Raw genomic sequence first — 25445 nt, forward strand, 5'->3', positions numbered from 1 at the left:
TACGCCAGACCTGACTTGCATAGCAGCCTTCTTGCGTACCGCACGCTTTAGCGGGAGGCAATCGACACAATCAATTTAATTAGGATCTCGAATCATATGGATCACAAAAAAGGAGGCAATCGCCTCCTCCCGAGCACCCTCATTTCTTCTGAATAAACTCGATCTTGTACCCATCCGGGTCGGTAACGAACGCGATGACCGTCGTGCCGTGCTTCATCGGGCCGGCTTCGCGCACCACGGTGCCGCCCTGCTCCTTGATCTTCGCGCACGCGGCATAGGCATCTTCGACTTCAACGGCCAGATGGCCGAAACCCGTGCCGAGGTCGTACGACGGCGTGTCCCAGTTGTGCGTCAGTTCGATGACGGTGCCGTCGCGCTCATCGGTGTAACCGACGAACGCCAGCGTGAACTTGCCATCGGGATAGTCTTCGCGGCGCAGCAGTTTCATGCCGAGCAATTCGGTGTAGAACTTGATCGAGCGGTCGAGGTCGCCGACCCGGATCATCGTGTGCAGCAGGCGCATTGTGGTGGACTCCGTTTTTTGCCAACGTCAGAACCCGGACTGTACCAAAATCCCGCCGCCCCTGCCGACGCCGCCCCACCCGCTCCCCCCGCTCCACCGCGCCAGGCAAGCCTGTCCGATTTGCTCTAGCATGTTCGCCATCCCGATTTCACCGGACGCCGCAGGAGTGCGGCGTCCGGTCTGGCTTGCGTTCAACGAGAGAAAGGAGTCGATATGCGGATTCTGGTGGTAGGTGCGGGGGCGACTGGGGGCTATTTCGGCGGGCGGCTCGCCGCGGCCGGGCGCGACGTGACGTTTCTCGTGCGCGACGCGCGCGCGGCGCAGATGCGCGAGCACGGTCTCGTGATCCGCAGCCCGCACGCGGGCGATCTCACGCTGCGCGACCCGAAGACGGTCACGCGCGAGGCGCTCGAAGCGCCCGGCACGCAGCCGTTCGACCTCGTGCTGCTCAGTTGCAAGGCCTACGATCTCGACAGCGCGATCGACTCGTTCGCCGCCGCCGTCGGTCCCGAGACCGCCATCCTGCCGCTGCTCAACGGCATGCGTCATCTCGACGTGCTGCAGGCGCGCTTCGGCACCCAGGCCGTGCTCGGCGGCGTCTGCCTGATCGCGTCCACGCTCAACGAGCAGCGCGAAATCGTGCATCTGAACGACTCGCAGGCGATCACGTTCGGCGAGCTGGGCGGCGGCATCTCGGCGCGTGCGCAGGCCATCGCCGATACCTTCGGCAACGCCGGCTTCATCATCAAGGCGAGCGAGCGCATCCTTCAGGAAATGTGGGAAAAGTGGGTATTTCTCGCGTCGCTCGCGGGCAGCACTTGCCTCTTTCGCGCGCCCATCGGCGCAATCGTCGCGACGCCCGACGGCGCGGCGACCATCGAGCGCATCTTCGCCGAGTGCCGCGCGATCGCGGCCGAGCACGGTCACGCGGTGCGCGACAGCTTCCTCGAACGCTCGCGCGGCATGCTGTTCGCCACCGGCTCGTCGCTCACGGCGTCGATGCTGCGCGACGTGCAGAACGGCTCACGCATCGAAGCCGATCACATCCTCGGCGACCTGATCCGCCGCGGCGGCGCGGCGCAGCGCGCGTCGAGCGAGCTGTCGGTGCTGCGCATCGTCTATAGCCAGCTCAAGGCCTACGAGGCGCTGCGCGGCGAAGGCTGAGCCTCGGCCCGCACTGCGCGCAAAAACGTCACACCAGGACTGCGTGGCAAAACGCGTGGCAAAACAAAAGGCGCGGTGGCCAGAGCCATCGCGCCTTTTTTATCGGGACCGCGGCTGGGTCAGGCTTGCGCGTTGCCGAGCGCCTGCGCCACGCGCACGTATTCGTCCACCGGCACGTCTTCGGCACGGCGTTGCAGGTCGAAACCGAGCGCGTCGAAATCCACGCGATCGCGATAGTCCGACAGCGTATTGCGCAACATCTTGCGACGCTGTGAGAAGGCGGCCGTCACCATTTCGCCGAGCAGCGCGGCGTCGACCTTCGGCAGTTCGTGCGGCGCGAACGGAATCATGCGCACGATCGCCGAGTCCACCTTCGGGGGCGGCTGGAACGACTCGGGCGGCACGTCGAGCATTTTGTCCATCACGTAGCGGTACTGCAGCATCACCGTGAGGCGGCTGAACGCCTTGGTGCCCGGCTCCGCGACCATGCGCTCGACCACCTCGTTCTGCAGCATGAAATGCTGGTCGATCACGCGCTCGGCGAACGTGGCGAGGTGAAACAGCAGCGGGCTCGAAATGTTGTACGGCAGATTGCCGACGATGCGCAGCGTCGGCTTCTCGCCCGGCGCGGCAAGCGAGCCGAAGTCGAAGGCGAGCGCGTCGCCCGCATGCAGTTCGAGCAGCGGCCCGAACTTCTTCGTGAGCCGTCCGATCAGGTCGCGGTCGAGTTCGACCGCGTGCAGCGGCGCTTCGGGCGTGGCGAGGCGTTCGATGAGCGGCGCGGTGAGCGCGCCGAGGCCCGGCCCGATCTCGACCATGCGTTCGCCACGCTGCGGGCGAATGACGTCGACGATCGAGTCGATCACGCCCGTGTCGACGAGGAAGTTCTGGCCGAAGCGCTTGCGCGCGAAGTGGCCCTGGTGCTTGCTGCTGCTATTGGACATCTTCGTGAAATCAGTGACGGCGGTCAGACGGTGCGCCGGTGGCGCGCCATCGAAACCGCCGTGTCGATGGCGGCGATCAGGCTGCCCGCGTCCGCGCGGCCCGTGCCGGCGAGGTCGAGCGCGGTGCCATGATCGACCGAAGTGCGCACGATCGGCAGGCCCAGCGTCACGTTGATGCCCTCCCCGAACGTCGCGTATTTCAGGACCGGCAGGCCCTGATCGTGGAACATCGCCAGCACGCAGTCGGCGTCTTTCAGATAGCGCGGCTGGAACAGCGTGTCGGCGGGATACGGACCGCGTGCATCGATACCCTCTGCCGCAGCCTTGGCCAGCGCGGGCGAAATGGTGTCGATTTCCTCGCGGCCCAGATAACCGTTCTCGCCCGCGTGCGGATTCAGCCCGGTGACGAGAATGCGCGGCGCGGGCACGCCGAAATGGTGGCGCAGGTCGTGGTCGATGATGCGCAGCGTTTCGACGAGACCGTCGATCGTCAGCGCCGCCGAGACGTCCTTGAGCGGCAGATGCGTGGTCGCGAGCGCCACGCGCAGCGGCCGCGCGCCGGTGCCCGCGAGCATCATCACCACGCGCGGCGTGTGCGTGCGTTCGGCGAGATATTCGGTGTGGCCGGTGAACGGCACGCCCGCGTCGTTGATCGTGCTCTTTTGCAGCGGCGCGGTGACGATGGCGTCGTAATTCTGTGCCACGGCGCCGTCGATGGCGCGGTCGAGCAAGGCGAGCACATAGGGACCGTTGGCGGCGTCGAGCTTGCCGGCCGGCGCGGGCGCGGCGAGCGCCACGTGTTCCACGCTGACCTTGCCGCCCGCCAGCACGGCTGCCCAGTCGACGCCCACCGCGGCGGCGCGCGCCGCCATGAGGGTTTGATCGCCCAGCACCACGAATTCGGCGCCGGGCCAGTGCGCCGAGGCGCCCGCGAGGGCGGCGGCGGTGAGTTCGGGACCGACGCCGGCGGGCTCGCCGGTCGTAATGGCGATGCGGAGCGGCCGCGGCCCCCGCGGAGCTGAAGTCGAAGAAGCGGGGGCGTTCACGGCGTGCGTCCTTGGATCGATCAGTGTTGCTGCGGCGGCGTCATGCCGCTGATCTTGTAGTCGACGTAGGCGCTGTCGCGCAGCTGGCGCAGCCAGTCGGCGTAGGCCTGTTCCGCCTTGCGCTGGCCAATGGCCTGACGCGCGAGGTCCATCTGCTGCGCAACCGAGCCTTCGGCTTCGCGGCGGCCCAGCACCTGGATCAGGTGATAACCGTATTCGGTGCGCACCGGCTCGCTGATCTGGCCGTCCTGCAGCGTGTTCATGGCGCGCTCGAATTCCGGCACGGTCTCGCCCGGGCTGATCCAGCCGAGGTCGCCGCCCTGCGAAGCCGAGCCATCCTGTGAGTAGGTCCGCGCGAACTTGGCGAAGTCGCCGCCCGCCGCCACTTCACGGCGGATTTCCAGCAGCTTCTGGCGCGCTTCCGGTTCCGACATGCCGTCGCCCACGCGCAGCAGGATGTGGCGCACGTGCGTCTGCACCAGTTGCGGCGCGGATGCGCTCGTGCCCTGGCCCTGACGGCGCTCGACGAGGCGAACGATTTCAAAGCCGTCGTTGGTGCGGATCACCGAAGGGTTGATCTCGCCCGGACGCAGCGTGGACGCCGCGGTCACGAATTCCTGCGGCAGCTTCGACGGTGCGAGGAAGCCCATGTCGCCGCCCTTGCTGGCGTCCGGCGCCTGCGAGTTCGACTTCGCGAGGCTCGAGAACTTGCTGCCCGACTGCGCTTCCTTCAGGAGCGCGTCTGCCTTCTTCTGCGCGGCTTCGATGTCGGTTTCCGACGCGTTCAGCGGCGCCTTGATGAAGATGTGCTCGAAGTGCAGGTCGCTTTGCTGGCCCGCGTTCGGTCCGCGCTGGCTGGCGATGTAGTTCGCGACTTCGGCGTCCGACACCGAGATCTTGCTGTCCACTTCCTTCTCGCGCAGCTTCGAGAGCGTGAGTTCGGTGCGCGCGTCGCGCGTGAACGTCGACCAGGGCACGCCGGCGGCTTCGATGCGCGCGCGATAGGTTGCGAGATCCATGCCGTTGGCCTGGGCAAGGCGCTCGAGCGTGCGGTTCACGGAGGCGTCGTCGATGGAAATGCCGTCTTCCTTCGCCTTTTGCAGCTGGATGCGTTCGAGCACCATCTGGTTCAGGACCTGCGCGCGCAGCTGGTCGGTGGGCGGCACCGGCGCGTTCTGCTGGGTCAGGCGGCGCGTGATGAGCGCGGCGCGCTCGTCGAGTTCGCGTTGCGTGATCACGCCATCGTTGACGATCGCGGCAATCGTGTCGACAGTCTGGCCGCCCGGGGCCGACAGTTGCTGTGCTTGCGCCGGCGCGGCCGGCAACAGTCCTGCGACGGCGAAGAGGCTCGCAGCGTACGCTGCCAGTCGAAGCTTTTTCATGATTCCCACAGATACTCCAAAGTTGGCGGGCAGCTTCGCCCGTCTCTAAGCAACCCACTGCGCGCCGTGCCGGTCCATCGGACCGGATGGCGCGTCATTGATAGTCCGTGAAGCGCGACGGCAACGGCGGCTGGCCAGGCAGCGCCGTGTAACCCGGCACGCTGGCCTTGAACGCCGCCACCAGCCCGTTGTCGACGTTCGACAGCCCCTTGAGCGTGAGCTGTGCGAGAAAACGCGTGGCCGAATTGTTGCCGCCCGTCGTGTTGACCCCGTTCGCGTAGCGCTGGATACCCACGCCCAGCGCCCAGCAATCTGCGTCGTACTGCAAACCCAGCAGACCGTCGACGATCTTGTGACCGTTCAGATCGTAGTTGAAGCGGCCCACCGCGTACACCCGGTGCGAAAACGGCCATTGGGCCGAGATCAGGATCTGGTTGATCGGCTGGTTGTCGAGCGTGGTGTTGTTCTCGCGCGTGTACCGATACGCAACGTTGAGCACGCGGCTCGGACCCGGGCTGTAGCCAAAACCGACGCTCGCCTTCTCCAGACGATTATCGTCGGCATTATATTGGAACGCAGTTTCCGACGCGAAACCGCCCCCGACCTTCAGCGACATACCTGCGATCAGGTCGGAATGCGCCGCGCCCGTGGTCGTCTGATCCTGCGTGAGCGTGACGCGCTGGTCGCTGAAATAGTACTGCTGCGCGAGCACGAAACGCGCGCGCTCGTCGCCCGTGGCCGGGTCGAGGAAACGCGTGGTGATCGCGGCCGTCAGGCGGTTCGCGTCGGCGATGCGGTCGTTGCCGACGAAGGTGTTCGGCGTGAAGATCTCCGCGAGCCCGAAGTCGGCCTCGGCGGTATCGAAAAGGGGCGCGAACTCCTGGTTGCGGTAAGGCGTGTACACATAGTACAGGCGCGGCTCGAGGGTCTGGATGTAGTCCTGGCCGAACAGATGCACCGAGCGGTCGAACACGAGACCCGTGTCGAAGCTGAAGGTGGGAACCGATTCGGTGAAGCTCTTGGGCGTGCCGACCGGCGAGCCGAACGTCGTGCCCGGCGTGCCGATGTTGCTCAGGTTGTACGACGCGAAGTGCCACTGCACCTTCGGCGTGACGAAGTAACCCGGCCCCATCAGCGAATACGACAGGTACGGATTGAAGACGACGCGGTCGCCTTCGGTCGCGTCGTCCTCGGTGATGCGGAAGCGCGAGTAGTCGGCTTCCATGCCGTAGTCGAAGCCGCCGACGTTGTACTTCGCGTACTTCACGTTCAGCTCGGGCTCGCGGCCATACGGCGCGACCGACGGATACAGCGTCTGCCAGTGCTGGTAGCGGCCGAGCACGGACCACGGTCCGTTGTTGTAGGTGACGCCGGCTTCCTGCTGGTACAGCAGCTGGGTGCCGTTCAGGAACTGGTTGGCCGGCGACGCCAGGTCTTCCGGATAAGTGTTGTCCGAGACCTTGTTGTAGTAGATGTAACCGCCGAACCCGTTGCCGAAGTTCTGGTTGTGCTGGATGAACAGCGCGTAGCGGTTGGTCTTCGTGATCGCGTCGTCGGGCAGGAACGTGCCGGTGATCGAGCCCGAGTAATTGGCCGACAGATACCGGTAGTTGCCCTGCAGGAACACGCCGCGCTTCGTGATGAGCTCGGGCGTGAACGTGAAGTCGCGGTTCGGCGCGATGTTGAAGTAGTACGGCAGCGCGATTTCATAGCCGTTCGTCGAACTGAGCGAGAACGTCGGCGGCAAGAGGCCGCTGCGGCGGTCGCCCGAGAGCGGGAACGAAATCCACGGGCTCGCGAAGATCGGCACGTTCTGGAAGAACAGCACGCTGTTATGCGCGACGCCTTCGTCGGCGCCCGTGTCGAAGTCGAACTCCGTGCCCTTGATGTACCAGGCGGGATTCGTCGAACACTGGCAGGCCGTGTAGGTGCCGTTCGTGAGCACCGAGCGCTCGTTGTCGAGCAGGTCGGCGCGCTCCGCGCTGCCGGAGCCGCCCGTCATCGAAAAATGGTACTTCGGCGTCGGCATGAAGCCTTCGCTCGCGCCGATCTGCAGATGCGCTTCAGGGCCGGTGAAGCTGGTGCCGTTCTCCACGACGGTGACATTGCCATATGCGTTGGCCATGTCGGTGTCGACGTCGTAATGCAGCGCGTCGCCCTTGACGATGTTGCCGCCCTGGCGCAGCTCGGCCGCGCCCTTGACGGCCGCGTCGGTGCCCGAGGTGCCAGTGGTCGAGTCGCCGAGGATGAACGTGGCGGGACGATGGCCGGGAACGGCCGGAACGTCCTCGAGCTGCGGCGCGAGGCGCAGACTCCACGCGCCGTCCAGCGGCACGGCCTGCGCGGCGTCGCCCGCGAGCTGGGCGTGCGCGAGCACAGGCACGAGACCCGGCATGGCCACGAGCGCCGCGATGAGCCGCCGCTTGCCCGGCACGCCGTCGTCACTGTTGGAGATCGTCTGGAAAAACTGTCTGGGCGGCATGTATGGTTTTGGCGTATCGGCCCGGCCGCCTGCCCGCTGTCCCGGCCGCCGCCTCTCGCGCCCCGGCGCCGCTCCGGGCGAGAAACCGGACCGGCGGCAAACGAGGCGTACAAGGCAACTGCACGCACCAATATTCACAATTCATCGGACGATGGACTGGGCATCAGTGCGGCGGGGGCGAACCGTCATGCGGGCTTTGGCGCAAGTCGCGTCAAAAAAGTCGTGGGGTATTATATGGCAAGACGTTGTTCCACTGATTTTGCTTCCGGTTACATGACCTTCCCTGCTCCGCCAAACGCCGCGCCGTTGTCCCCAGACGGCCGCCGCGACCTGCTCGCCGCCTGGCTGTCCGGCCATGCGCAACAGTACGCCCTCGACCTGTCCACGCTCGCGCCCGCCTCCGCCGACGCGAGCTTTCGCCGCTACTTCCGCCTCGCCAGCGCGGGTGCGCACGGCGCGACGCTGATCGCCGTCGACGCCCCGCCGCCCGAAAAATGCCGCGAATTCGTCCAGGTCGCGCAACTGCTCGAACAGGCCGGCGTGCACGTGCCGCGCGTGCTGGAGGTCGATTACGACGCCGGGCTGATGCTGGTGACCGATCTCGGCACCGCGTCCTATCTCGCCGCGCTGACCGAAGCCGGTCCCGGCCCGCGCTCGCGCGCGCTGATGCACGACGCGCTCGACGCGCTGATCCGCTTCCAGCTCGAAACCAAACCGGGCGTGCTGCCCGTCTTCGACGAAGCCTTCCTGCGCCGCGAGATGGAGCTGCTGCCGGAGTGGTTCCTGGAGCGCCATCTGGGCCGCAAGGTCGACGACGCCACGCGCGCCATGCTCGACCGCACCTTCGCGCTGCTGATCGCGAGCGCGCGCGCCCAGCCGCAGGTGTTCATGCTGCGCGATTTCATGCCGCGCAACCTGATGATCGCCACGCCGAACCCCGGCGTGCTCGACTTCCAGGACGCCGTGGAAGGGCCGATCACCTACGACGTCGCCTCGCTGCTGCGCGACGCGTTCCTGGGCTGGGACGAGGAGTTCGAACTCGACTGCTTCGCGCACTACTGGGAGCGCGCAAAAAAGGCCGGCCTGCCCGTCGATCCCGACTTCGGCGAGCTCTACCGCCAGCTCGAATGGATGGGCCTGCAACGCCACATCAAGGTGCTGGGTCTGTTCTGCCGCATCAACTATCGCGACGGCAAGCCGCATTACATGGCCGACCTGCCGCGCTTTCTCGATTACGCGAGCAAGGTCGCGCACCGCTACCGTCCGCTCGTGCCGTTCGCGCGCTTCATCGACGAGCTGCGCGGCACGGCGGTCGAAACCGGCTATACGTTCTGAGCCTGCCCCTCTTCATTGCAACTTCATGACAAGGCCGATTCCATGACGCGCGCCCGTTTCGAGCGTACGGCGATGATCTTCGCCGCCGGACGCGGCGAGCGCATGCGCCCGCTCACCGACACCTGTCCGAAACCGCTGCTCGCAGCCGGCGGCAAGCCGCTGATCGTGTGGCAGATCGAGCGCCTCGCGGCGGCGGGCTACACGCGCATCGTCATCAATCATGCGTGGCTCGGCGAGCGGCTCGAAGCGGCGCTCGGCGACGGCGCGCGCTTCGGCGTGCGTCTGCTCTACTCGCCCGAGCACCAGGCGCTGGAAACCGCGGGCGGTATCGCGCAGGCGCTGCCGCTGCTCGAAAACGGCGCCGAGCCGTGCGTGTTTCTGGGCGTGGCCGGCGATATCTACAGCGATTTCGATGTCGCGCGACTCGATGCGCCCGCCCAAACGCTCGCGGCGGCCGCGCAGCCCGGCATGCATCTGGTGATGGTGCCGAACCCGCCGTTCCACGCGAACGGCGATTTCGCACTGGGCGCCGACGGCGTGCTCGCGCTCGACGGCGCGCCGCGCTACACGTTCGGTAGCATCGGGCTTTACGACACGCGCATGTTCCGCGACCTGCCGCGCGGTGCGAAGCGCGCGCTCACGCCGTACTACCGCGAAACCATCGCGGCGCGGCGCGCGAGCGGCGAGCTGTTCGAAGGCCGCTGGGAAAACGTCGGCACGCCCGCGCAACTCGCGGCGCTCGACGAGGAATTGCGCGCAAGAACGCCGCGCTGATTCTTCATTGGCATCAACACGCGCGCGGGACGTGCCGAGGCACGAACGGCGCGCGCTGCCGCTTCATCCCGCTTCAATGCGCCCCGTTCGCGGGCGCCGCCACGCGTGGATCGACCTGATCAGCCTGATCGCCTTGCACAGGCTCGCTGGCCTTCTGCTGCTGCAACGCCCACATCTGCGCGTAATGCCCTTGCGTGCGCAACAGTTCGTCGTGCGTGCCGCGTTCGACGATACGTCCGTGATCCATCACGATGATCTGCTCGGCGTGCACGACGGTCGACAGGCGGTGCGCGATCACGAGCGTCGTGCGGTCGCGCGCGATCGAATCGAGTTCATGCTGAATCGCGCGCTCCGAACGCGAATCGAGCGCCGACGTCGCCTCGTCGAACAACAGGATCGGCGGATTCTTGAGCAGCGTGCGCGCGATCGCCACGCGCTGCTTCTCGCCGCCCGAAAGCTTCAGGCCGCGCTCGCCCACGGGCGTGTCATAGCCCTTCGGCAAGCTCTCGATGAACGCGTGAATATGCGCCGCGCGCGCCGCCGCGATCACCTCCTCGCGGCTCGCCGACGGCCGCCCGTAGGCGATGTTGTAGTAGATCGAATCGTTGAACAGCACGGTGTCCTGCGGCACGATGCCGATCGACGCGCGCAGCGAATCCTGCGTCACGTCGCGGATATCCTGGCCGTCGATCGTGATCGTGCCGCCCGCGGCGCGATCGAGATCGTAGAAGCGGAACAGCAGGCGCGCGAGCGTCGACTTGCCCGAGCCGCTGTGGCCCACCACCGCCGTCGTCGTGCCCGCGGCAATCGTGAAGCTCACGTCGTGCAGGATCTGGCGCGACGGCTCATAGGCGAAGTCCACGTGCGTGAAGCGCACCTCGCCGCCGCGCACCGCGAGCGCGGGCGCGTTGGGCACGTCGGGCACTTCGCGCGCGACCGTGAGCAGCGTGAACATGCGGTCCATGTCGGTGAGGCTCTGCTTCAGTTCGCGATACACCACGCCGAGAAAATTCAGCGGAATGTAGAGCTGCAGCATGAAGGTGTTGATGAGCACGAGGTCGCCGAGCGTGAGCTTGCCCGCCATCACGCCCTGGGTCGCGCGCCAGAGAATGAACACGAGCCCCGTGCCGATGATTGCCTGCTGCCCGAAGTTCAGCGCCGACAGCGAATGCTGCGACTTGATCGCCGCCGCGCGATAGCGGTGCAGGTTCTCGTCGTAACGCTTCGTCTCCCACTCTTCGTTGCCGAAGTATTTCACCGTCTCGTAGTTGATCAGCGAATCGATCGCACGCGAGTTCGCGCGCGAATCGAGTTCGTTCATCGTGCGGCGAAAATGCGTGCGCCACTCGGTCACCTTCACGGTGAAGACGATGTACGCGGCCAGCGCGCACAGCGTGACGATCGCGTAATACGCCTCGTATTTCACGGTGAAAAAGATCAGCACGAGGCCCACTTCCACGAGCGTCGGCAAGATGCTGTAGAGCGAATACGAAATGAGCTGCGTGATGCCGCGCGTGCCGCGTTCGATGTCGCGCGACATGCCGCCCGTCTGCCGCTCCAGATGAAAGCGCAACGAGAGCGCGTGCAGATGGCGGAACACCTTGAGCGCGAGCTGGCGCACGGCGCTCTCGGTGACCTTCGAGAAAAGGATTTCGCGCAGCTCGGTGAACAGCGAAGTCGACAGACGCACCGCCGCATACGCCACCACCAGCAGCCCGATGCCGCCCATCAGCACGATGCCCGGCGCGTGCTCGGCGCGGCCGAGCGCGGTCAGATGCTGCACGGGCGCGAGACCGTCGACGATATGCTTCATCACGACGGGCACGCCCAGATTGGCCACCTTCGCGCCGATCAGGCAGGTGAGCGCGAACGCCACGCGCCACTTGTAGGCGGTGAGATAGGGCAGCAGCGAGACGATGGTCTGCCAGTCGTTGCGCGGCCCGGTGGCGAGCGGCGCGGGTTCGTTGGAAGCGGAAAAACGGCGCATGGGCGAACGGCGATGAGCGTGCGGCGCGACGCAGGACAGCAGGTCGAGGCGCGGCGCACGGCGAGATTGGGGGACGCGTTTGATCGCGTGAACGACGGGTTCGGCATTGGCCTCCAGCGGGGCCGATTCGGGGCCGACGCGCCTTTCTGGCCGCCCGCCCCACCTGCTGCTTTCCCGTACAATTCCTGATCACCGTATTGTCGCAGAAGGCGGCACGCGCCGCTGAGGGCACCCGGTCTGCACGGGCCGTCGATCCATCGGCCACGCCGTTCCTTCCCCGCTTTTATTCTTTGACGGACACCCGATGACCGATTCCTTCCCGCTCCCCCAGAAGTCGCCCGCGCTGCGCGTCGTGCCGCAACCTTCGGACGCCAACGTGCATGGCGACGTGTTCGGCGGCTGGATCATGTCGCAGGTCGACATCGCCGGCTCGATCCCGGCAAGCCGCCGCGCCAACGGCCGCGTGGCAACCGTCGCCGTCAACTCGTTCGTATTCAAGCAGCCGGTGTTCGTCGGCGATCTGCTGAGTTTTTACGCGGATATCGTCAAGACCGGCAACACCTCGGTGACCGTCGAGGTCGAGGTGTACGCCCAGCGCATGCGGCTCGCGGAAGAAGTCGTCAAGGTGACCGAAGCGACGCTCACCTACGTGGCGACCGGCACCGATCGCCGTCCGCGCGCGCTGCCGCCCGTCGAACCCGCGGCCTGACGTCGCGCGCGCAAGCCTCGCACGACGCCGGGCTTGCGCTGCACCCGCTTCAAGAGCCCCGCGTTACTGCGTCCACGCGAGCGCCGCACCTTCCTCGTACGACGCGCTCGCACCCAGCAGCGCGGCCACTTCGGGTCCCGGCAACGGCGGCGCGAAGAAGAATCCCTGCAACTCGTCGCACGCGCGCTCGCGCAGGAACGCGAACTGTTGCGACGTCTCCACGCCTTCCGCGATCACCTGCAGCCGCAACTCGTGCGCGAGCGCGATGATGGCCGCCGTGATGGTCTCGTCGTCGCCGCTCGTGCCGATATCGGACACGAACGAGCGGTCGATCTTGAGCCGGTCCACCGGCAGGCGCTTCAGATAGCTCAGGCTCGAATAGCCGGTGCCGAAGTCGTCGATCGCAATCCCCACGCCCTGCTCGTGCAGCGCGTTGAGCATCGACACCGCCTCTTCCGCATTGCGCATCAGCGTGCTTTCCGTGAGTTCGAGTTCGAGCCAGCACGGTTCGAGCCCCGTCTCGTCGAGCACGCCCTTCACGAGTTCGGCGATGTCGCGCTGATGGAAGGTCTTCGCCGACAGATTCACCGACACTCGCACGTTCGGCAGCCCGGCGTCCTGCCACGCGCGATTCTGGCGGCACGCCTCGCGCAGCACCCAGTCGGACAGCGGACCGATCAGCCCGCTTTCCTCGGCGATCGGAATGAACTTCGCCGGCGAAATCAGCCCGGCTTCCGGATCGAGCCAGCGCACCAGCGCCTCCATGCCGACGATGCGCCCGCTGCCGATATCCACCTGCGGCTGATAGTGCAGCAGGAACTCGCCGTCACGCAGCGCGCGGCGCAGACGCCGTTCGAGATCCATCCGCGCGCCCGCGGCCGCGTTCATCTCCGGCTGATAGAACTGGAACGTGTTGCGGCCCAGTTCCTTGGCGCGGTACATGGCGACGTCGGCCTTCTTGAGCAGCGCCTCGGCGTCGTTGCCGTCCTGCGGGAACACGCTCGCGCCCAGGCTGCACCCGACGTAAAGCTCGGTGCCGTCGATCAGCACCGGCTCCGAGATCATCGAGCGCGCGCGCTCCATCCAGTTGATCAGCGATTTTTCGTCGATGGTGTCGGTCAGCACGATCACGAATTCGTCGCCGCCGTGGCGCGCGACCGTGTCGCTCGTACGCGTGCAGCGCGTGAGCCGTTCGGCGACCACGCCGAGCAGCCGGTCGCCGACGCTGTGGCCGAGACTGTCGTTGACGTTCTTGAAGCCGTCGAGGTCGATGAACACCACCGCCACGCCGCGCTCGTGCCGTTGCGCCGACACCAGCGCCTGCTGCAGGCGGTCGCGCAGCAGATTGCGGTTGGGCAGCAGCGTGAGGCTGTCGTAATTCGCCTGATATTCGAGCTGCTCCTGATAGCGGATCAGCTCGGTCACATCGTTGATGATGCCGATGTGATGCGTGATGCGCCCGTCGAGATCGGGCACCGGCGCGATCAGCAGCTGATTCCAGAACAGCGCGCCGTCCTTTCGGTAATTGCGCAGCACGGCGCTCACCTCGCGGTTCGACATCAGCGCCTGGCGGATCGCCACGAGGCCGTCCTGATCGCGGTCGTCGCGTTGCAGCAGACGGCTGTCCTGACCGACCACTTCGGCGGGATCGTAGCCCGTGATGCGGCGAAACGCCGGATTCGCGTACTCGATCAGATTGCTGCCGCCCGGCCCCGGCCCGGTGATCAGAATCGCGTTCACGCAGGCGTCGAGCGCGCGGCTTTGCAGACGCAGCGCAAGATCGGCGCGCTTGCTTTCGGTCGTATCGGAATAGGTGCCGAGCACGCCCATCACGCGGCCGTCGCCGTCGAGCAGCGGCAGCTTGCTCGTGATCGTCGTGCGATGCAGACCGTCGATCGTGAGGTCCTCTTCGAAGTTCAGGCGCGGCAGGCCCGCGACGATCACCTCGCGGTCCTGCGCGCGCATCGACTCGGCGTAGGCTCGCCACGGCAGTTCGTCGTCGGTCTTGCCGACGATCTGCTCGGGATACGCGAGGCCCGCGTCGCGCGCGAACGTCATGTTGCAACCCAGATAGCGCGACTCGGCGTCCTTCCAGAAGATGCGCTGCGGAATGTTGTCGATCACCGTCTCGAGCATCTGGTTCGAGCGCTGCGCCTCGACTTCGGCCTTGATCTGCTCGGTCACGTCGTCGGCGAGCACGAACACGGCCGCGCGGCCCTGAAACGTCAGCGAGTGATGCGAGATGTCGGCGCTGATGAGCGTGCCGTCGCGACGCACGTGATGCCAGATGCCGGCCATCGTGCGGATGTGCTGCGTGAGCGTGTCCGAGCGCGCGAGATGCTGTTCGAGCCGCGTGACGTCGTCTTGCGGACGGATGTCGCGAATCGTCATCGCGAGGAATTCCTCCTCGCTGAAACCGTACTGCTGGATCGCCGCCGTGTTGACGGCGAGAAAACGCAGCGTCTCGCGATCGAACACGTACATCGGCACCGGATGCGCGTCGAACAGGCCCTGAAAGCGCTCGTTGCGCTGACGCAGCCCGGCAAGCGCGCGCAGCTTTTCGCGCGCCGCGTTCTCGCGCACGCCGAACGTGTAGATGAGCAGCGTCGCGCCCGCGAGCATCGTCACGATCAGCAGGATCGAGGCGCGGCTGCCCGCGCGCGCGGATTCCGCCAGCGTGCCCGCCAGCGCGAGATCCTGCTCGCCCTGCAGCGCGGACAGCTTCGCGTCGATGCGGTCGGCGCGGCCGTCGAGGCGGATGTACTCGCTCGCGATCCACGCAGCCGTGGACGCGAAAGCCGGCGTGGCGGCGAGCGGCTGCGCGACGACCTGCGCTGAATTGGGCGCGGCGGCGAGTTGTGTGGCGGAGGCGCTGGTTTGTGTGCTTGTTGACGCGTTCGTTGCCGCGTTCGTTGCCGCGGCATAAGGCTCGGCAAGATTCGACGGACGGGGCGACGACGCAGCCGCATACGGTTCGGCCAGGCTCGCGGCGCGCGCGGAAGACGCGCCCGCTGCGGCATACGGCGACGTCAGCGTGCGCGCCGGCGTAATCGTGCCCGACGTCGCATACGGCGCGGCGAGGTTCGCGGCGCCCGCCACCTCGCCGGACGCGTAAGGCGAAGCAAGACTCTGCGCAGACGCGGCGACGCGCATCGCGACGACGCCTGGCGTCGACACGAACGCCGAGGCCGGATCGTCCTCGCTCAACGTCGCGGCAATCGGGCGGATGTGGCCCGAACCCGGCGCGCGGGCGTGCGGCTTGTTCGCATTCGTAGCACGTCGATGAACGTTGGCCGCAGCCGGAGCACGCGGCGTGTGCGCCACGACCGGTGCCGGAGTCGGCGCGGCGGCAAGCAGCGCCGCGCTGGCCGCAGCCGCAGAAGCCGCAGAAGCCGCGACGGCCACCGCAGAACCGGCAATCGCCGCCGCCGCCCCACCGCCGTCTTGCGGCTCCAGCGCCGCCGCGCTCACCTGCACGCGCGCATCGGCGAGACGCTGTTCGGCGCGCGCGAGGGTTTCGTCGATTTCGCGGGCGAGCGCTGCCGCGTCGGTCGAGAGCGCGTCGAAACGGCTCGCGAGCGGCGCATTGTCGGCCAGTTCGGCGCGCAGCGAGCGGGCGGTATCGTCGAGTTCGTCGGCGCGGGCGTCGCGTGCGGCGGGCGATTCGACCACACCATCGGTCTGCAGACGGCCGAGCGCCACGAGACCGCCGCCGAGCGCGCTCCGATAGCGATCCAGATCGTGGCGCACGCGCGCGGCCTGCGCGGCCCGCTGGTCGATTTCACGCTGCGCGCCGATCTGCGTCCAGGCCACGAAAGCGTTTGCGCCCACGGCTGCCGCGACGACCGCCAGATTGATGAGGTGCCGCTTCGAAAAATGAAGATTCATTGAAAGCCGAACGTCGTTCGTCCCCGCGCGGAGGCACGGGCTGTCCGATTACGACCTGCGCGCGACAGGCTGGCGCGCGAAGCGCCATTCCGGATAACGGCAGACGTCGGCAAGGCTTGAGGGGCAATCGCGCGTGAATTCGCTCGAATCGGCGCAAACCGAGGAAACGCTCAAAAGCCGCGTCCCGCCTGGGGTTGCGCGCAAACGTTTCACTCGCCAAAGGGCGGAAAAATCGCCCGGAAAACCCAAAAACGCGGCGCGGAGAACCGTGCGCTCAGCGCGCCGCGTTGCGCGGCACCGCGAGACCGAATTCGCGCATCGCCGGAACGAAATCGTGATTCGCCTCGGGCTTGCGCGCGAGCTTGGCGAGCACGTAGCGCTGGAACGGCGCGAGTTGCGCCCAGTCTTCGATATCGGGCGTGCGCAGATCGGCGAGCCCCGCCTGGTTGGCGACGCCGCCCGGCACCGCGCTGACGTTGCGCCACGCGGGCGCTTCTTCGGGCGCGAACCATTCGGGTTCGACGTTCGCGTGCGTGCGCAGCATTTCGAAGAGCGCGTGATCGAAGTTCGGCTCGATCTCGGTGTCGTCGTCCACGGGAAAGCGCGCGAGCAGGCGGCGATCCTCGTAAGGCAGCAGTTGCCACTGCGCGAGCGAAATACGCAGCCCGAAACGATCCAGATTGAAACGCACGCACATGGGGATGAAGGTGAGGTCCTCCGACGATACGACCTCGAATTCAAACAGCAGCGGAGTTTCAGTCAATGCCATGGCGTTATCCTCGCGAAACGGACGGCGGCAAACGGCGCCCGCTTGAGGTATTTTAGAACCTTATGTGCGCCGCGCAGCGCGTCCGCGTGTCTGCCGCGCGTGCGCCGATACTGAATATCGGCGCGCGGCGCGGACCGCCGCCAACGCACCGGCGCGGATAATGGCCGTTGCGGCGTGTGTCGATTGTGTCGATTGCGTCGTTCCGCCCCCGATACCGCGCGCCTCTGCCTCGTTGATGGAGTCCCTTCGTTTGAATCCCGCGTCCCCTTTGCATCCCGTCGCTGTCGCCGATACCGCCCAGCCCGCCCAGCCCGCCCATCCCGCCGAGCCCCACGCGCACGACACCGGCGAGCAGCCCGGCGCCGTCGAATTGCGCGTGCACCGCCATCGCGGCGAGAGCGTGGAAACGCGCACCGATCACGTCGGTCAGGAATGGCCCGTCGCGCTGGTCTTCAACGGCATCTCCCACGCGGTCATGATGTGCACGCCGCGCGACCTCGAAGCATTCGCGGTGGGCTTTGCGATTTCGGAAGGCATCGTCGGGCGCAACGCCGACATTCAGGACATCGAGGTCCACTGGCACGCCGAGGCCGAGATGCCGCACGCCGAAGTGCATCTCACGGTCGTGCAGCAGGCGTTCGTCGAGCTGAAGGAAAAGCGCCGCGCGCTCGCGGGTCGCAGCGGCTGCGGCGTGTGCGGCATCGAGAGCATCGACCTGCTCGATCTCGAACCGGAAATCGTGCCCGATACCGGCTTTCTCGCGCGTCTCGCGCCCGACGCGATCGCGCGCGCCGCCCGCGAATTGCCGCAGCACCAGGCGCTCACGAAACTCACGGGCGGTCTGCATGCAGCCGCGTGGTGCGATGCCGACGGCCAGATCCTGCGCGCCTTCGAGGACGTGGGCCGTCACAACGCGCTCGACAAACTGATCGGCCAACTGGTGCTCGATCGCGCCGACACGCAGCAAGGCTTCGTGTTCCTCTCCAGCCGCGCGAGCTACGAGCTGGTGCGCAAGGCCGCGCGCGTCGGCATGCCGATGGTCGCGACGATCTCGGCGCCCTCCTCGCTCGCGATCACCATCGCGAAGCGCGCCGGACTGCGGCTCGTGAGCTTCTGCCGCGAGACCGGCTACGTCGATTACGACACGGCGGCGAGTACGACGACAAACGCAGCCTGAACGCGCTAGCGCTCAGTCGAACTGCCGGAAGTCCGGCTTGCGCTTTTGCAGGAAGGCCGTGAACGCCTCGCGCGCTTCAGGCGCGAGCAGCATCTTGCCGAAATGCACCGACTCCTCGCTCATCTGCGTCTTGATCTCGTGTTCGCTCGCGCGCTTCATGAGCGTCTTGGTCGCGCGCAGCGACGACGCGGGCAGCGCGACCAGCTTCGCAAGTTGCGCGCTCACGAAGGCATCGAGTTCGGCGGCGGGCAGCACGCGGTTCACGAAGCCGATGCGATGCGCCTCGGCGGCGTCGAAGGTCTCGCCGAGCAGCAGCTTTTCGGCCGCGCCCTGATAACCGGCCACGCGCGGCAGCAGCAGCGACGAAGCCGCTTCCGGGCACAGACCGAGCTGCGCGAACGGCATCGCGAACCGCGCCGTATCGGCGGCATACACCATGTCGCAATGCAGCAGCATGGTCGTGCCGACGCCGATTGCCGCGCCCTGCACCGCCGCGACAAGCGGCTTCTCGAAGGTCGCGATCGTGGCGAGAAAGCGCATCACGGGCGAATCGCCGCCGGTGGGCGGATTCTTCAGGAAGTCCTCGATGTCGTTGCCCGCGGTGAAAATCTCGGCATGGCCGCGCAGCAGCACGGCGCGCACCGCCTTGTCGTCCTGCGCCGCTGCCAGCGCGTCGCTCATCGCCTGATACATCGCGGGCGTGAGCGCGTTCTTGCGCTCGAGCCGGTTGATGGTGATCGTCAGCACGCCGTTCTCGCGTGCGGTCAGAATGTCGTTGCTCACTGTACTGTCTCCTCAGTGCGAGGCCGGCGCGCCTCGTTCACCTGCCGAATAGTAAAAACGGTTCGCAGACCGCGAAGTCTGCGAACCGTGTCGATCACGCATGGCATCTGCGTGCGCCAAAGAAGCGCTTACAGGCGCTCGATGATGCCCGCCGCGCCCATGCCGGTGCCGACGCACATCGTCACCATGCCGTACTTCAGGTTGCGGCGGCGCAGACCGTGCACGACCGTCGAGGCGCGGATCGCGCCCGTTGCGCCGAGCGGATGGCCCAGCGCGATCGCGCCGCCGAGCGGGTTGATCTTCGACGGATCGAGACCGAGATCCTGAATCACCGCCAGCGACTGCGCGGCGAACGCCTCGTTCAGCTCGATCCAGTCGAGGTCGTCCTGCTTGAGACCGGCGGCCTTGAGCGCGGCCGGAATCGCTTCCTTCGGACCGATGCCCATGATTTCCGGCGGCACGCCACGCACCGCGAAGCTCACGAAACGCGCGAGCGGCGTGAGGTTGAACTGCTTGAGCATCTTCTCGGAGACGACGATCAGCGCGCCCGCGCCGTCCGACGTCTGCGAGCTGTTGCCCGCCGTCACCGAACCCTTGTTCGCGAACACCGCGCGCAGTTTCGCGAGGCCTTCGAGCGTGGTGTCGGCGCGCGGGCCTTCGTCCAGCTCGATCAGACGTTCCTTCACCTTCACTTCGCCGCTGGCGAGATCGGGGAAACGCTCGACAATCGTGTACGGCGCGATTTCGTCCTTGAACTCGCCCGACTGCTGCGCGGCCAGCGCGCGGCGATGCGACTCGACCGAGAACGCGTCCTGCGCCTCGCGGCTCACCTTCCAGCGTTCCGCGACCTTCTCCGCCGTCAGGCCCATGCCGTACGCGATGCCCACGTCTTCATTGCGATCGAAGATGTGCGGCGAGAGCGACGGCTTGTTGCCCATCATCGGCACCATGCTCATCGATTCGCAGCCGCCCGCGATCATCGCGTCGGCTTCGCCGACACGGATGCGGTCCGCCGCCATCGCCAGCGCCGTGAGGCCCGAGGCGCAGAAGCGGTTGACGGTCACGCCGCCGACGCTTTGCGGCAGACCCGCGAGCAGCGCGCCGATACGCGCCACGTTCAGGCCCTGCTCGGCCTCGGGAATCGCGCAGCCGATGATGGCGTCTTCGATCACGCTCGGGTCGAGGCCGGGCACCTGCGCCACGGCCGACTTGATCGCGTGAACGAGCAGCTCGTCGGGGCGGGTGTTCTTGAACACGCCGCGCGGCGCCTTGCCGATGGGCGTGCGGCTCGCGGCGACGATGTATGCGTCCTGCAACTGTTTGCTCATCTGTAACTCCAGTCCGTTATGTGCGTACGCCGTGCCGCTTAGTTGCGCACCGGCTTGCCGGTTTGCAGCATGCCCATGATGCGTTCCTGCGTCTTCTGCGTGCCGAGCAGATCGACGAACGCGCGGCGTTCGAGCGTGAGCAGCCATTCTTCGTCGACGAGGCTGCCCGCTTCGACGTCGCCGCCGCAGACGGCTTCCGCGATACGTCCCGCGATCAGGTAATCGTGATCGCTGATGAAGCGGCCGTCGCGCATGTTGACGAGCGATGCCTTGATGGTCGAGATCGCCGAGCGGCCCGCGACCGGAATCTGCTTCGCGCGCAGCGGCGGACGGTAGCCCGACGCGCTCAGCGCGCGCGCTTCCTTCTTCGCCGTGTCGAGCAGCTCGAACACGTTGAAGACGATCGTGTCCGTCGGCTTCAGATAACCCATCGTGCGCGCTTCGAGCGCCGAGCCGGAGACCTTCGCCATCGCCGCGTTCTCGAACGACTTCTGCAGGAAGCGCAGCAGATCGCTCGGCACGGCGCCGATCGCCGCCGCGCCTTCGGCCGCGCGAATCGCCGCTTCCTTCAGGCCGCCGCCCGCGGGCACGAGACCCACGCCCACCTCAACGAGACCGACATAGCTCTCGATATGCGCGACGCGCTTCGCGCTGTGCAGCATGATTTCGCAGCCGCCGCCGAGCGCGATGCCCGACACCGCCGCCACGACCGGCACGTTCGCGTACTTCACGCGCAGCATCGTGTCCTGGAACTTCTTCACGAACGGCTCGATGCCCTTCGCGCCGCCCATCATGAAAGCGGGCATGGCTTCTTCGAGGTTCGCGCCCGCCGAGAACGGGCCGCCCGGCGCGCCGAGTTTCAGCGACGTCGGTTGCCAGATCACGACGCCCTTGTAGCCGTCTTCGGCGATCTCGATGGCCTTCACGAGCGAGTCGAGCACGCCCGGGCCCATCGTGTTCATCTTGCTCTTGTACGAGACGATCACGACATCATCTTCGCCCGCGCGATCGTCGACCCACGCACGCAGATGCTCGTTCTCGAACAGCGTCTTGCCGAAACTCTTCGGATCGCGTGCGTTCGACTCGCCGAACAGCGCCGCGCGGAACACCTGGCGCTCGTAGACCGGCAGATCCGGACGCGGCACGAAGCGCGACTCAGCCGGCGACCACGAACCGTCCGCGCCATGCACGCCGCCGTTGTTCGCGACCGCGCCCTCGAACACCCAGGCGGGCAGCGGCGCGTTCGACAGCGTCTTGCCCGCGTCGATGTCTTCCTTCACCCATTCGGCGACCTGCTTCCAGCCCGCGGCCTGCCAGCCTTCGAACGGACCTTCGTTCCAGCCGAAGCCCCAGCGGATCGCGAGGTCGACATCGCGCGCGTTGTCGGCGATCGATTGCAGATGCACGCCGATGTAATGGAACACGTCGCGGAAGATCGACCACAGGAACTGCGCCTGCGGATGCTCCGATTCGCGCAGCAGCTTCAGACGCTCGGCGGGCGGGCGCTTGAGGATGCGGCCCACCAGTTCGTCGGCCTTCGCGCCGCCGTCCACGTACTCGCCGGTGTTGCCGTCGAGCACCTTGATCGCCTTGCCTTCCTTGCGATAGAAACCGCCGCCGGTCTTCTGGCCGAGCGCGCCCTTCGCGACCAGACCCGCCAGCACGGCCGGCGTCTCGTAGACCGGGAAGAACGGATCGTCCTTGAGGTTGTCCTGCATCGTCTTGATGACGTGCGCCATCGTGTCCAGACCCACCACGTCGGCGGTGCGGAACGTGGCCGACTTCGCGCGGCCCAGACGGCTGCCCGTGAGATCGTCGACTTCGTCGAAACGCAGGCCGAACTTCTTCGCTTCGGCGATCACCGCGAGAATCGAGAAGATGCCGACGCGGTTCGCGATGAAGTTCGGCGTATCCTTCGCGCGCACCACGCCCTTGCCCACGACGCTCGTGAGGAACGATTCGAGCTGGTCGAGAATTTCCGGCTGCGTGTGCACGGTCGGGATCAGCTCGACCAGGTGCATGTAGCGCGGCGGATTGAAGAAGTGCACGCCGCAGAAGCGCGCCTTGAGGTTGTCGTCAAAACCTTGCGACAGTTCCGTGATCGACAGACCCGAGGTGTTCGTCGCGAAGATGGCCTTCGGGCCGATGTGCGGCGCGACCTTCTTGTAGAGGTCGTGCTTCCAGTCCATGCGCTCGGCAATCGCTTCGATCACCACGTCGCATTCCGCGAGCTTCGCGATGTCGTCTTCGTAGTTCGCGGGCGTGATGTACTGCGCGTCGTCCTTCACGCCGAACGGCGCGGGCGAGAGCTTCTTCAGCGTCTCGATGGCTTTCAGCGCGATGGCGTTCTTCGGACCTTCTTTCGCGGGCAGATCGAACAGCAGCACGGGCACGCGGGCGTTGATCAGGTGCGCGGCGATCTGCGCGCCCATCACGCCGGCGCCGAGCACGGCCACCTTGCGAATATTAAGATTGCTCACGTTGTTCCTCCAGCGGATATGCAATGTCGAGCGGATAGGAGATGTCTCGCGGCGCGCACCGGTGTGTCGTCGGGGTGGCGTTATTCTGGCCGGTGCGCCGCTTGAAGATTGTGTTGATGCAGTGGCGATGCGCTCGCGTCAGCACGCGGCGCATCGCGCAAGCGCTTAGAACAGCGCTTCGTCGACTTCCATCAGCGTCTTCGAACCCGCGCGCGCCTGGCGGATCGAGGTCGCCGTTTCGGGCAGCAGCTTGGCGAAGTAGAAACGCGCCGTGGCCAGCTTCGACTTGTAGAACGGATCGCCCGAGCTTTCCTTGTCGAGCGCGATGCGCGCCATGCGCGCCCAGAAGTACGCGAACACCAGATGGCCCGCCGTGCGCAGATACGGCACCGCGGCCGCGCCCACTTCGTCCGGGTTCTGCATGGCCTTCATGCCGATTTCCATCGTGAGCTTCTGCATCTTGTCGCCGATGTCGGCGAGCGGATTCACGAACTCCTGCATCTCCGTCTTGATGCCTTCGGCTTCGACGAATTCCGTCACGAGCTTGCCGAACTTCTTGAGCTTCGCGCCCATGTCGCCGAGCACCTTGCGGCCCAGCAGATCGAGCGATTGAATGGTGTTCGTGCCTTCGTAGATCTGGTTGATCCGCGCGTCGCGCACGTACTGCTCCATGCCCCACTCGGAGATGAAGCCGTGGCCGCCGTACACCTGCATGCCGAGGTTGGTGCTCTCGAATGCGTTGTCGGTCAGGAAGGCCTTGATGATCGGCGTGAGGAGCGCGACGAGGTCGGCGGCTTCCTTGCGCTCGGTTTCGTCGCCGTGCGAGAGTTCCTTGTCGATCTGCAGCGCCGACCAGTACGTGAAGGCGCGCGCGCCTTCGGCCCAGGCCTTCTGCGTGAGCAGCATGCGGCGCACGTCCGGATGCACGATGATCGGATCGGCGGCCTTTTCCGGCGCCTTCGGGCCCGTGAGCGAGCGCATCTGGAGGCGCTCCTTCGCGTACACGAGCGAGTTCTGGTACGCGACTTCCGTGAGACCCAGACCTTGCATGCCGACGCCGAGGCGCGCCGCGTTCATCATCACGAACATGGCGTTCAAGCCCTTGTTCGGTTCGCCGACGAGCCAGCCCGTCGCGCCGTCGAGATTCATGACGCAGGTGGCGTTGCCGTGGATGCCCATCTTGTGTTCGATCGAGCCGCACTTGATGCCGTTGCGCTCGCCCACGTCGCCCGAGGCCGTGGGGATGAACTTCGGCACGACGAAGAGCGAGATGCCCTTGGTGCCTTGCGGTGCGTCCGGCAGGCGCGCGAGCACGAGGTGGATGATGTTCTCCGCCATGTCGTGCTCACCGCTCGAGATGAAGATCTTCGTGCCGGTGATCGCGTAGGAGCCGTCGCTGTTCGGTTCGGCCCTGGTGCGCAGGATGCCGAGGTCGGTGCCGCAGTGCGGCTCGGTCAGACACATCGTGCCGGTCCACACGCCTTCGACGAGCTTCGGCAGATAGGCCTGCTGGAGTTCGGGCGTGCCGTGCGCGTGCAGACATTCGTAGGCGCCGTGCGACAGACCCGGATACATGGTCCACGCCTGGTTCGCCGAGTTGAGCATTTCGTAGAGCGCGTTGTTCACGAACGCGGGCAGGCCCTGGCCGCCGTATTCGGGATCGCAGCCCAGCGCGGGCCAGCCGGCCTCCACGTATTGCCTGTACGCTTCCTTGAAGCCAGTGGGCGTGGTGACGACGCCGTCGCCGGCATACGTGCAGCCTTCGCGGTCGCCGACCTGGTTCAGCGGAAACAGCACCTCCGAGCAGAACTTGCCCGCTTCTTCGAGCACCTGGTTGATGGTGTCGGCATCGAGGTCGGCGTGCTTCGGCATCTGCTTGACTTCGCCTTCCACGTTCAGCAGCTCGTGCAGCACGAATTGCATGTCACGCAGCGGCGCGGTGTACTGTCCCATGTTTTTCTCCCTTGATAGAGCCTTAGAGTGTCGGGCCTTCGCGTACCGCCGCGGCGCTGTGCGCGGCGTGGGCTACTGGCTCACGCTCTGATACGAAACAATCAGTTTTTCGAACGCGGCCCACGTATGGTCGACTGCGTCCGGCAAGTGCAGGAAACGGCCGTCATGATGCAGACCCAACGTTACGCTATACAGTTCGAACAACATCAGCGCGGGATCGGTGTCCCCTCGCAGATGCCCTTCCTCGATCGCCTGCGAAATGGCGCGCAGCAAGGCCGCCCGCCACATCGTCACGCTCGCCACCAGCTGCTCGCGCACCTGGCTGTCCGCGCGGTCGTCGTACTCCACCGCACCGCTGATGTAAATGCAGCCGGTCGTGACCTCGTGGATGCGCTTCTCGAACCATCGTGACAGCATCGCACGCAGACGGGGCAAACCACGCGGTTCGCGCAAGCTCGGAAAGAAGACTTCTTCCTCGAATCTGCGGTGGTACTCGCGCACGACTTCGACCTGGAGATCTTCGCGCGAACCGAAGTGCGCGAAAACACCGCTCTTGCTCATCTGCATGCGCTCGGCCAGCAAGCCGATCGTCAGCCCTTCCAGGCCGTCGCGGCTCGCGAGGTCGAGTGCTGCATCCAGAATGGCGGCGCGGGTCTGTTCGCCTTTTCGCATAGCTTTATTTACCGTAACGATGTGGCCGCGATGTTGGCTTTAACTGCTG

General features: G+C 66.2%; 18 protein-coding genes. 5 read left to right on the plus strand and 13 right to left on the minus strand.

The annotated features are described in order from the left end of the window. Positions 1 to 139: 139 nt before the first annotated feature. Positions 140 to 523, minus strand: coding sequence for a lactoylglutathione lyase (gene gloA, locus G5S35_RS12200; RefSeq protein ID WP_027817916.1), 384 nt, complete (start codon positions 521 to 523; stop codon positions 140 to 142). Positions 524 to 736: 213 nt separating this feature from the next. On the opposite strand from gloA, the gene panE reads away from it, so the two are divergent. Next, entirely contained in the window at positions 737 to 1687 is a 951-nt protein-coding gene (gene panE / locus G5S35_RS12205; RefSeq protein WP_074986776.1) for a 2-dehydropantoate 2-reductase, read from the plus strand. Positions 1688 to 1806: 119 nt separating this feature from the next. Here the strand turns inward: panE and rsmA are convergent, their stop codons facing one another. From rsmA to G5S35_RS12225, 4 genes are all read right to left on the minus strand, one after another. Next, complete coding sequence (rsmA, locus tag G5S35_RS12210; protein ID WP_065059350.1) at positions 1807 to 2631, minus strand: 16S rRNA (adenine(1518)-N(6)/adenine(1519)-N(6))-dimethyltransferase RsmA; 825 nt, start codon at positions 2629 to 2631, stop codon at positions 1807 to 1809. A gap of 23 nt (positions 2632 to 2654) precedes the next feature. After that, complete coding sequence (gene pdxA / locus G5S35_RS12215; protein ID WP_065059351.1) at positions 2655 to 3677, minus strand: 4-hydroxythreonine-4-phosphate dehydrogenase PdxA; 1023 nt, start codon at positions 3675 to 3677, stop codon at positions 2655 to 2657. Positions 3678 to 3697: 20 nt separating this feature from the next. Then, a complete protein-coding gene (locus tag G5S35_RS12220) occupies positions 3698 to 5068 on the minus strand; it encodes a peptidylprolyl isomerase (RefSeq protein ID WP_065059352.1) in 1371 nt (456 codons plus the stop codon). A gap of 85 nt (positions 5069 to 5153) precedes the next feature. Further along, the gene (locus tag G5S35_RS12225; protein WP_065059353.1) at positions 5154 to 7541 is read right to left on the minus strand and encodes an LPS-assembly protein LptD; all 2388 of its coding nucleotides are present in this window, start codon (positions 7539 to 7541) and stop codon (positions 5154 to 5156) included. A 273-nt stretch (positions 7542 to 7814) separates the two neighbouring features. Here G5S35_RS12225 and G5S35_RS12230 point away from each other — a divergent pair, with 273 nt between their 5' ends. After that, entirely contained in the window at positions 7815 to 8876 is a 1062-nt protein-coding gene (locus G5S35_RS12230) for an aminoglycoside phosphotransferase family protein (RefSeq protein WP_183038336.1), read from the plus strand. A 72-nt stretch (positions 8877 to 8948) separates the two neighbouring features. Further along, positions 8949 to 9650 (plus strand): N-acetylmuramate alpha-1-phosphate uridylyltransferase MurU, encoded by a 702-nt coding sequence (gene murU, locus G5S35_RS12235; protein ID WP_183038846.1) that lies wholly within the window; start codon positions 8949 to 8951, stop codon positions 9648 to 9650. A gap of 73 nt (positions 9651 to 9723) precedes the next feature. Here the strand turns inward: murU and G5S35_RS12240 are convergent, their stop codons facing one another. Further along, entirely contained in the window at positions 9724 to 11637 is a 1914-nt protein-coding gene (locus tag G5S35_RS12240) for an ABCB family ABC transporter ATP-binding protein/permease (protein WP_074986780.1), read from the minus strand. Between the two features lie 304 nt (positions 11638 to 11941). On the opposite strand from G5S35_RS12240, the gene G5S35_RS12245 reads away from it, so the two are divergent. After that, on the plus strand, positions 11942 to 12346 hold the full coding sequence (locus G5S35_RS12245; protein ID WP_065059357.1) for an acyl-CoA thioesterase: 405 nt from the start codon (positions 11942 to 11944) through the stop codon (positions 12344 to 12346). Between the two features lie 63 nt (positions 12347 to 12409). Here the strand turns inward: G5S35_RS12245 and G5S35_RS12250 are convergent, their stop codons facing one another. Both G5S35_RS12250 and G5S35_RS12255 read right to left on the minus strand, forming a co-directional pair. After that, on the minus strand, positions 12410 to 15499 hold the full coding sequence (locus G5S35_RS12250) for a sensor domain-containing protein (protein WP_080180657.1): 3090 nt from the start codon (positions 15497 to 15499) through the stop codon (positions 12410 to 12412). A 1009-nt stretch (positions 15500 to 16508) separates the two neighbouring features. Next, a complete protein-coding gene (locus G5S35_RS12255; protein WP_065059358.1) occupies positions 16509 to 17003 on the minus strand; it encodes a nitrate reductase associated protein in 495 nt (164 codons plus the stop codon). Between the two features lie 370 nt (positions 17004 to 17373). Here G5S35_RS12255 and fdhD point away from each other — a divergent pair, with 370 nt between their 5' ends. Further along, complete coding sequence (gene fdhD / locus G5S35_RS12260) at positions 17374 to 18180, plus strand: formate dehydrogenase accessory sulfurtransferase FdhD (RefSeq protein WP_074986803.1); 807 nt, start codon at positions 17374 to 17376, stop codon at positions 18178 to 18180. A 12-nt stretch (positions 18181 to 18192) separates the two neighbouring features. Here fdhD and G5S35_RS12265 read toward each other — a convergent pair whose 3' ends face one another. The 5 genes from G5S35_RS12265 to G5S35_RS12285 form a co-directional block, all read right to left on the minus strand. Then, a complete protein-coding gene (locus tag G5S35_RS12265; protein WP_124262495.1) occupies positions 18193 to 18963 on the minus strand; it encodes an enoyl-CoA hydratase in 771 nt (256 codons plus the stop codon). A gap of 128 nt (positions 18964 to 19091) precedes the next feature. Continuing rightward, positions 19092 to 20291 carry an acetyl-CoA C-acyltransferase gene (locus tag G5S35_RS12270; RefSeq protein ID WP_065059360.1) on the minus strand — a complete coding sequence of 400 codons (1200 nt, stop codon included), beginning with the start codon at positions 20289 to 20291 and terminating at the stop codon, positions 19092 to 19094. 38 nt (positions 20292 to 20329) lie between these two features. Continuing rightward, entirely contained in the window at positions 20330 to 22771 is a 2442-nt protein-coding gene (locus tag G5S35_RS12275; RefSeq protein WP_065059361.1) for a 3-hydroxyacyl-CoA dehydrogenase/enoyl-CoA hydratase family protein, read from the minus strand. Between the two features lie 165 nt (positions 22772 to 22936). Then, on the minus strand, positions 22937 to 24724 hold the full coding sequence (locus G5S35_RS12280) for an acyl-CoA dehydrogenase C-terminal domain-containing protein (RefSeq protein WP_074986783.1): 1788 nt from the start codon (positions 24722 to 24724) through the stop codon (positions 22937 to 22939). Positions 24725 to 24796: 72 nt separating this feature from the next. Continuing rightward, positions 24797 to 25396, minus strand: a complete 600-nt coding sequence (locus G5S35_RS12285) for a TetR/AcrR family transcriptional regulator (RefSeq protein WP_065059363.1) — start codon at positions 25394 to 25396, stop codon at positions 24797 to 24799. Between the last annotated feature and the right edge of the window lie 49 nt (positions 25397 to 25445).

It is taken from the genome of Paraburkholderia tropica (assembly GCF_014171495.1).
Classification (GTDB): domain Bacteria; phylum Pseudomonadota; class Gammaproteobacteria; order Burkholderiales; family Burkholderiaceae; genus Paraburkholderia; species Paraburkholderia tropica.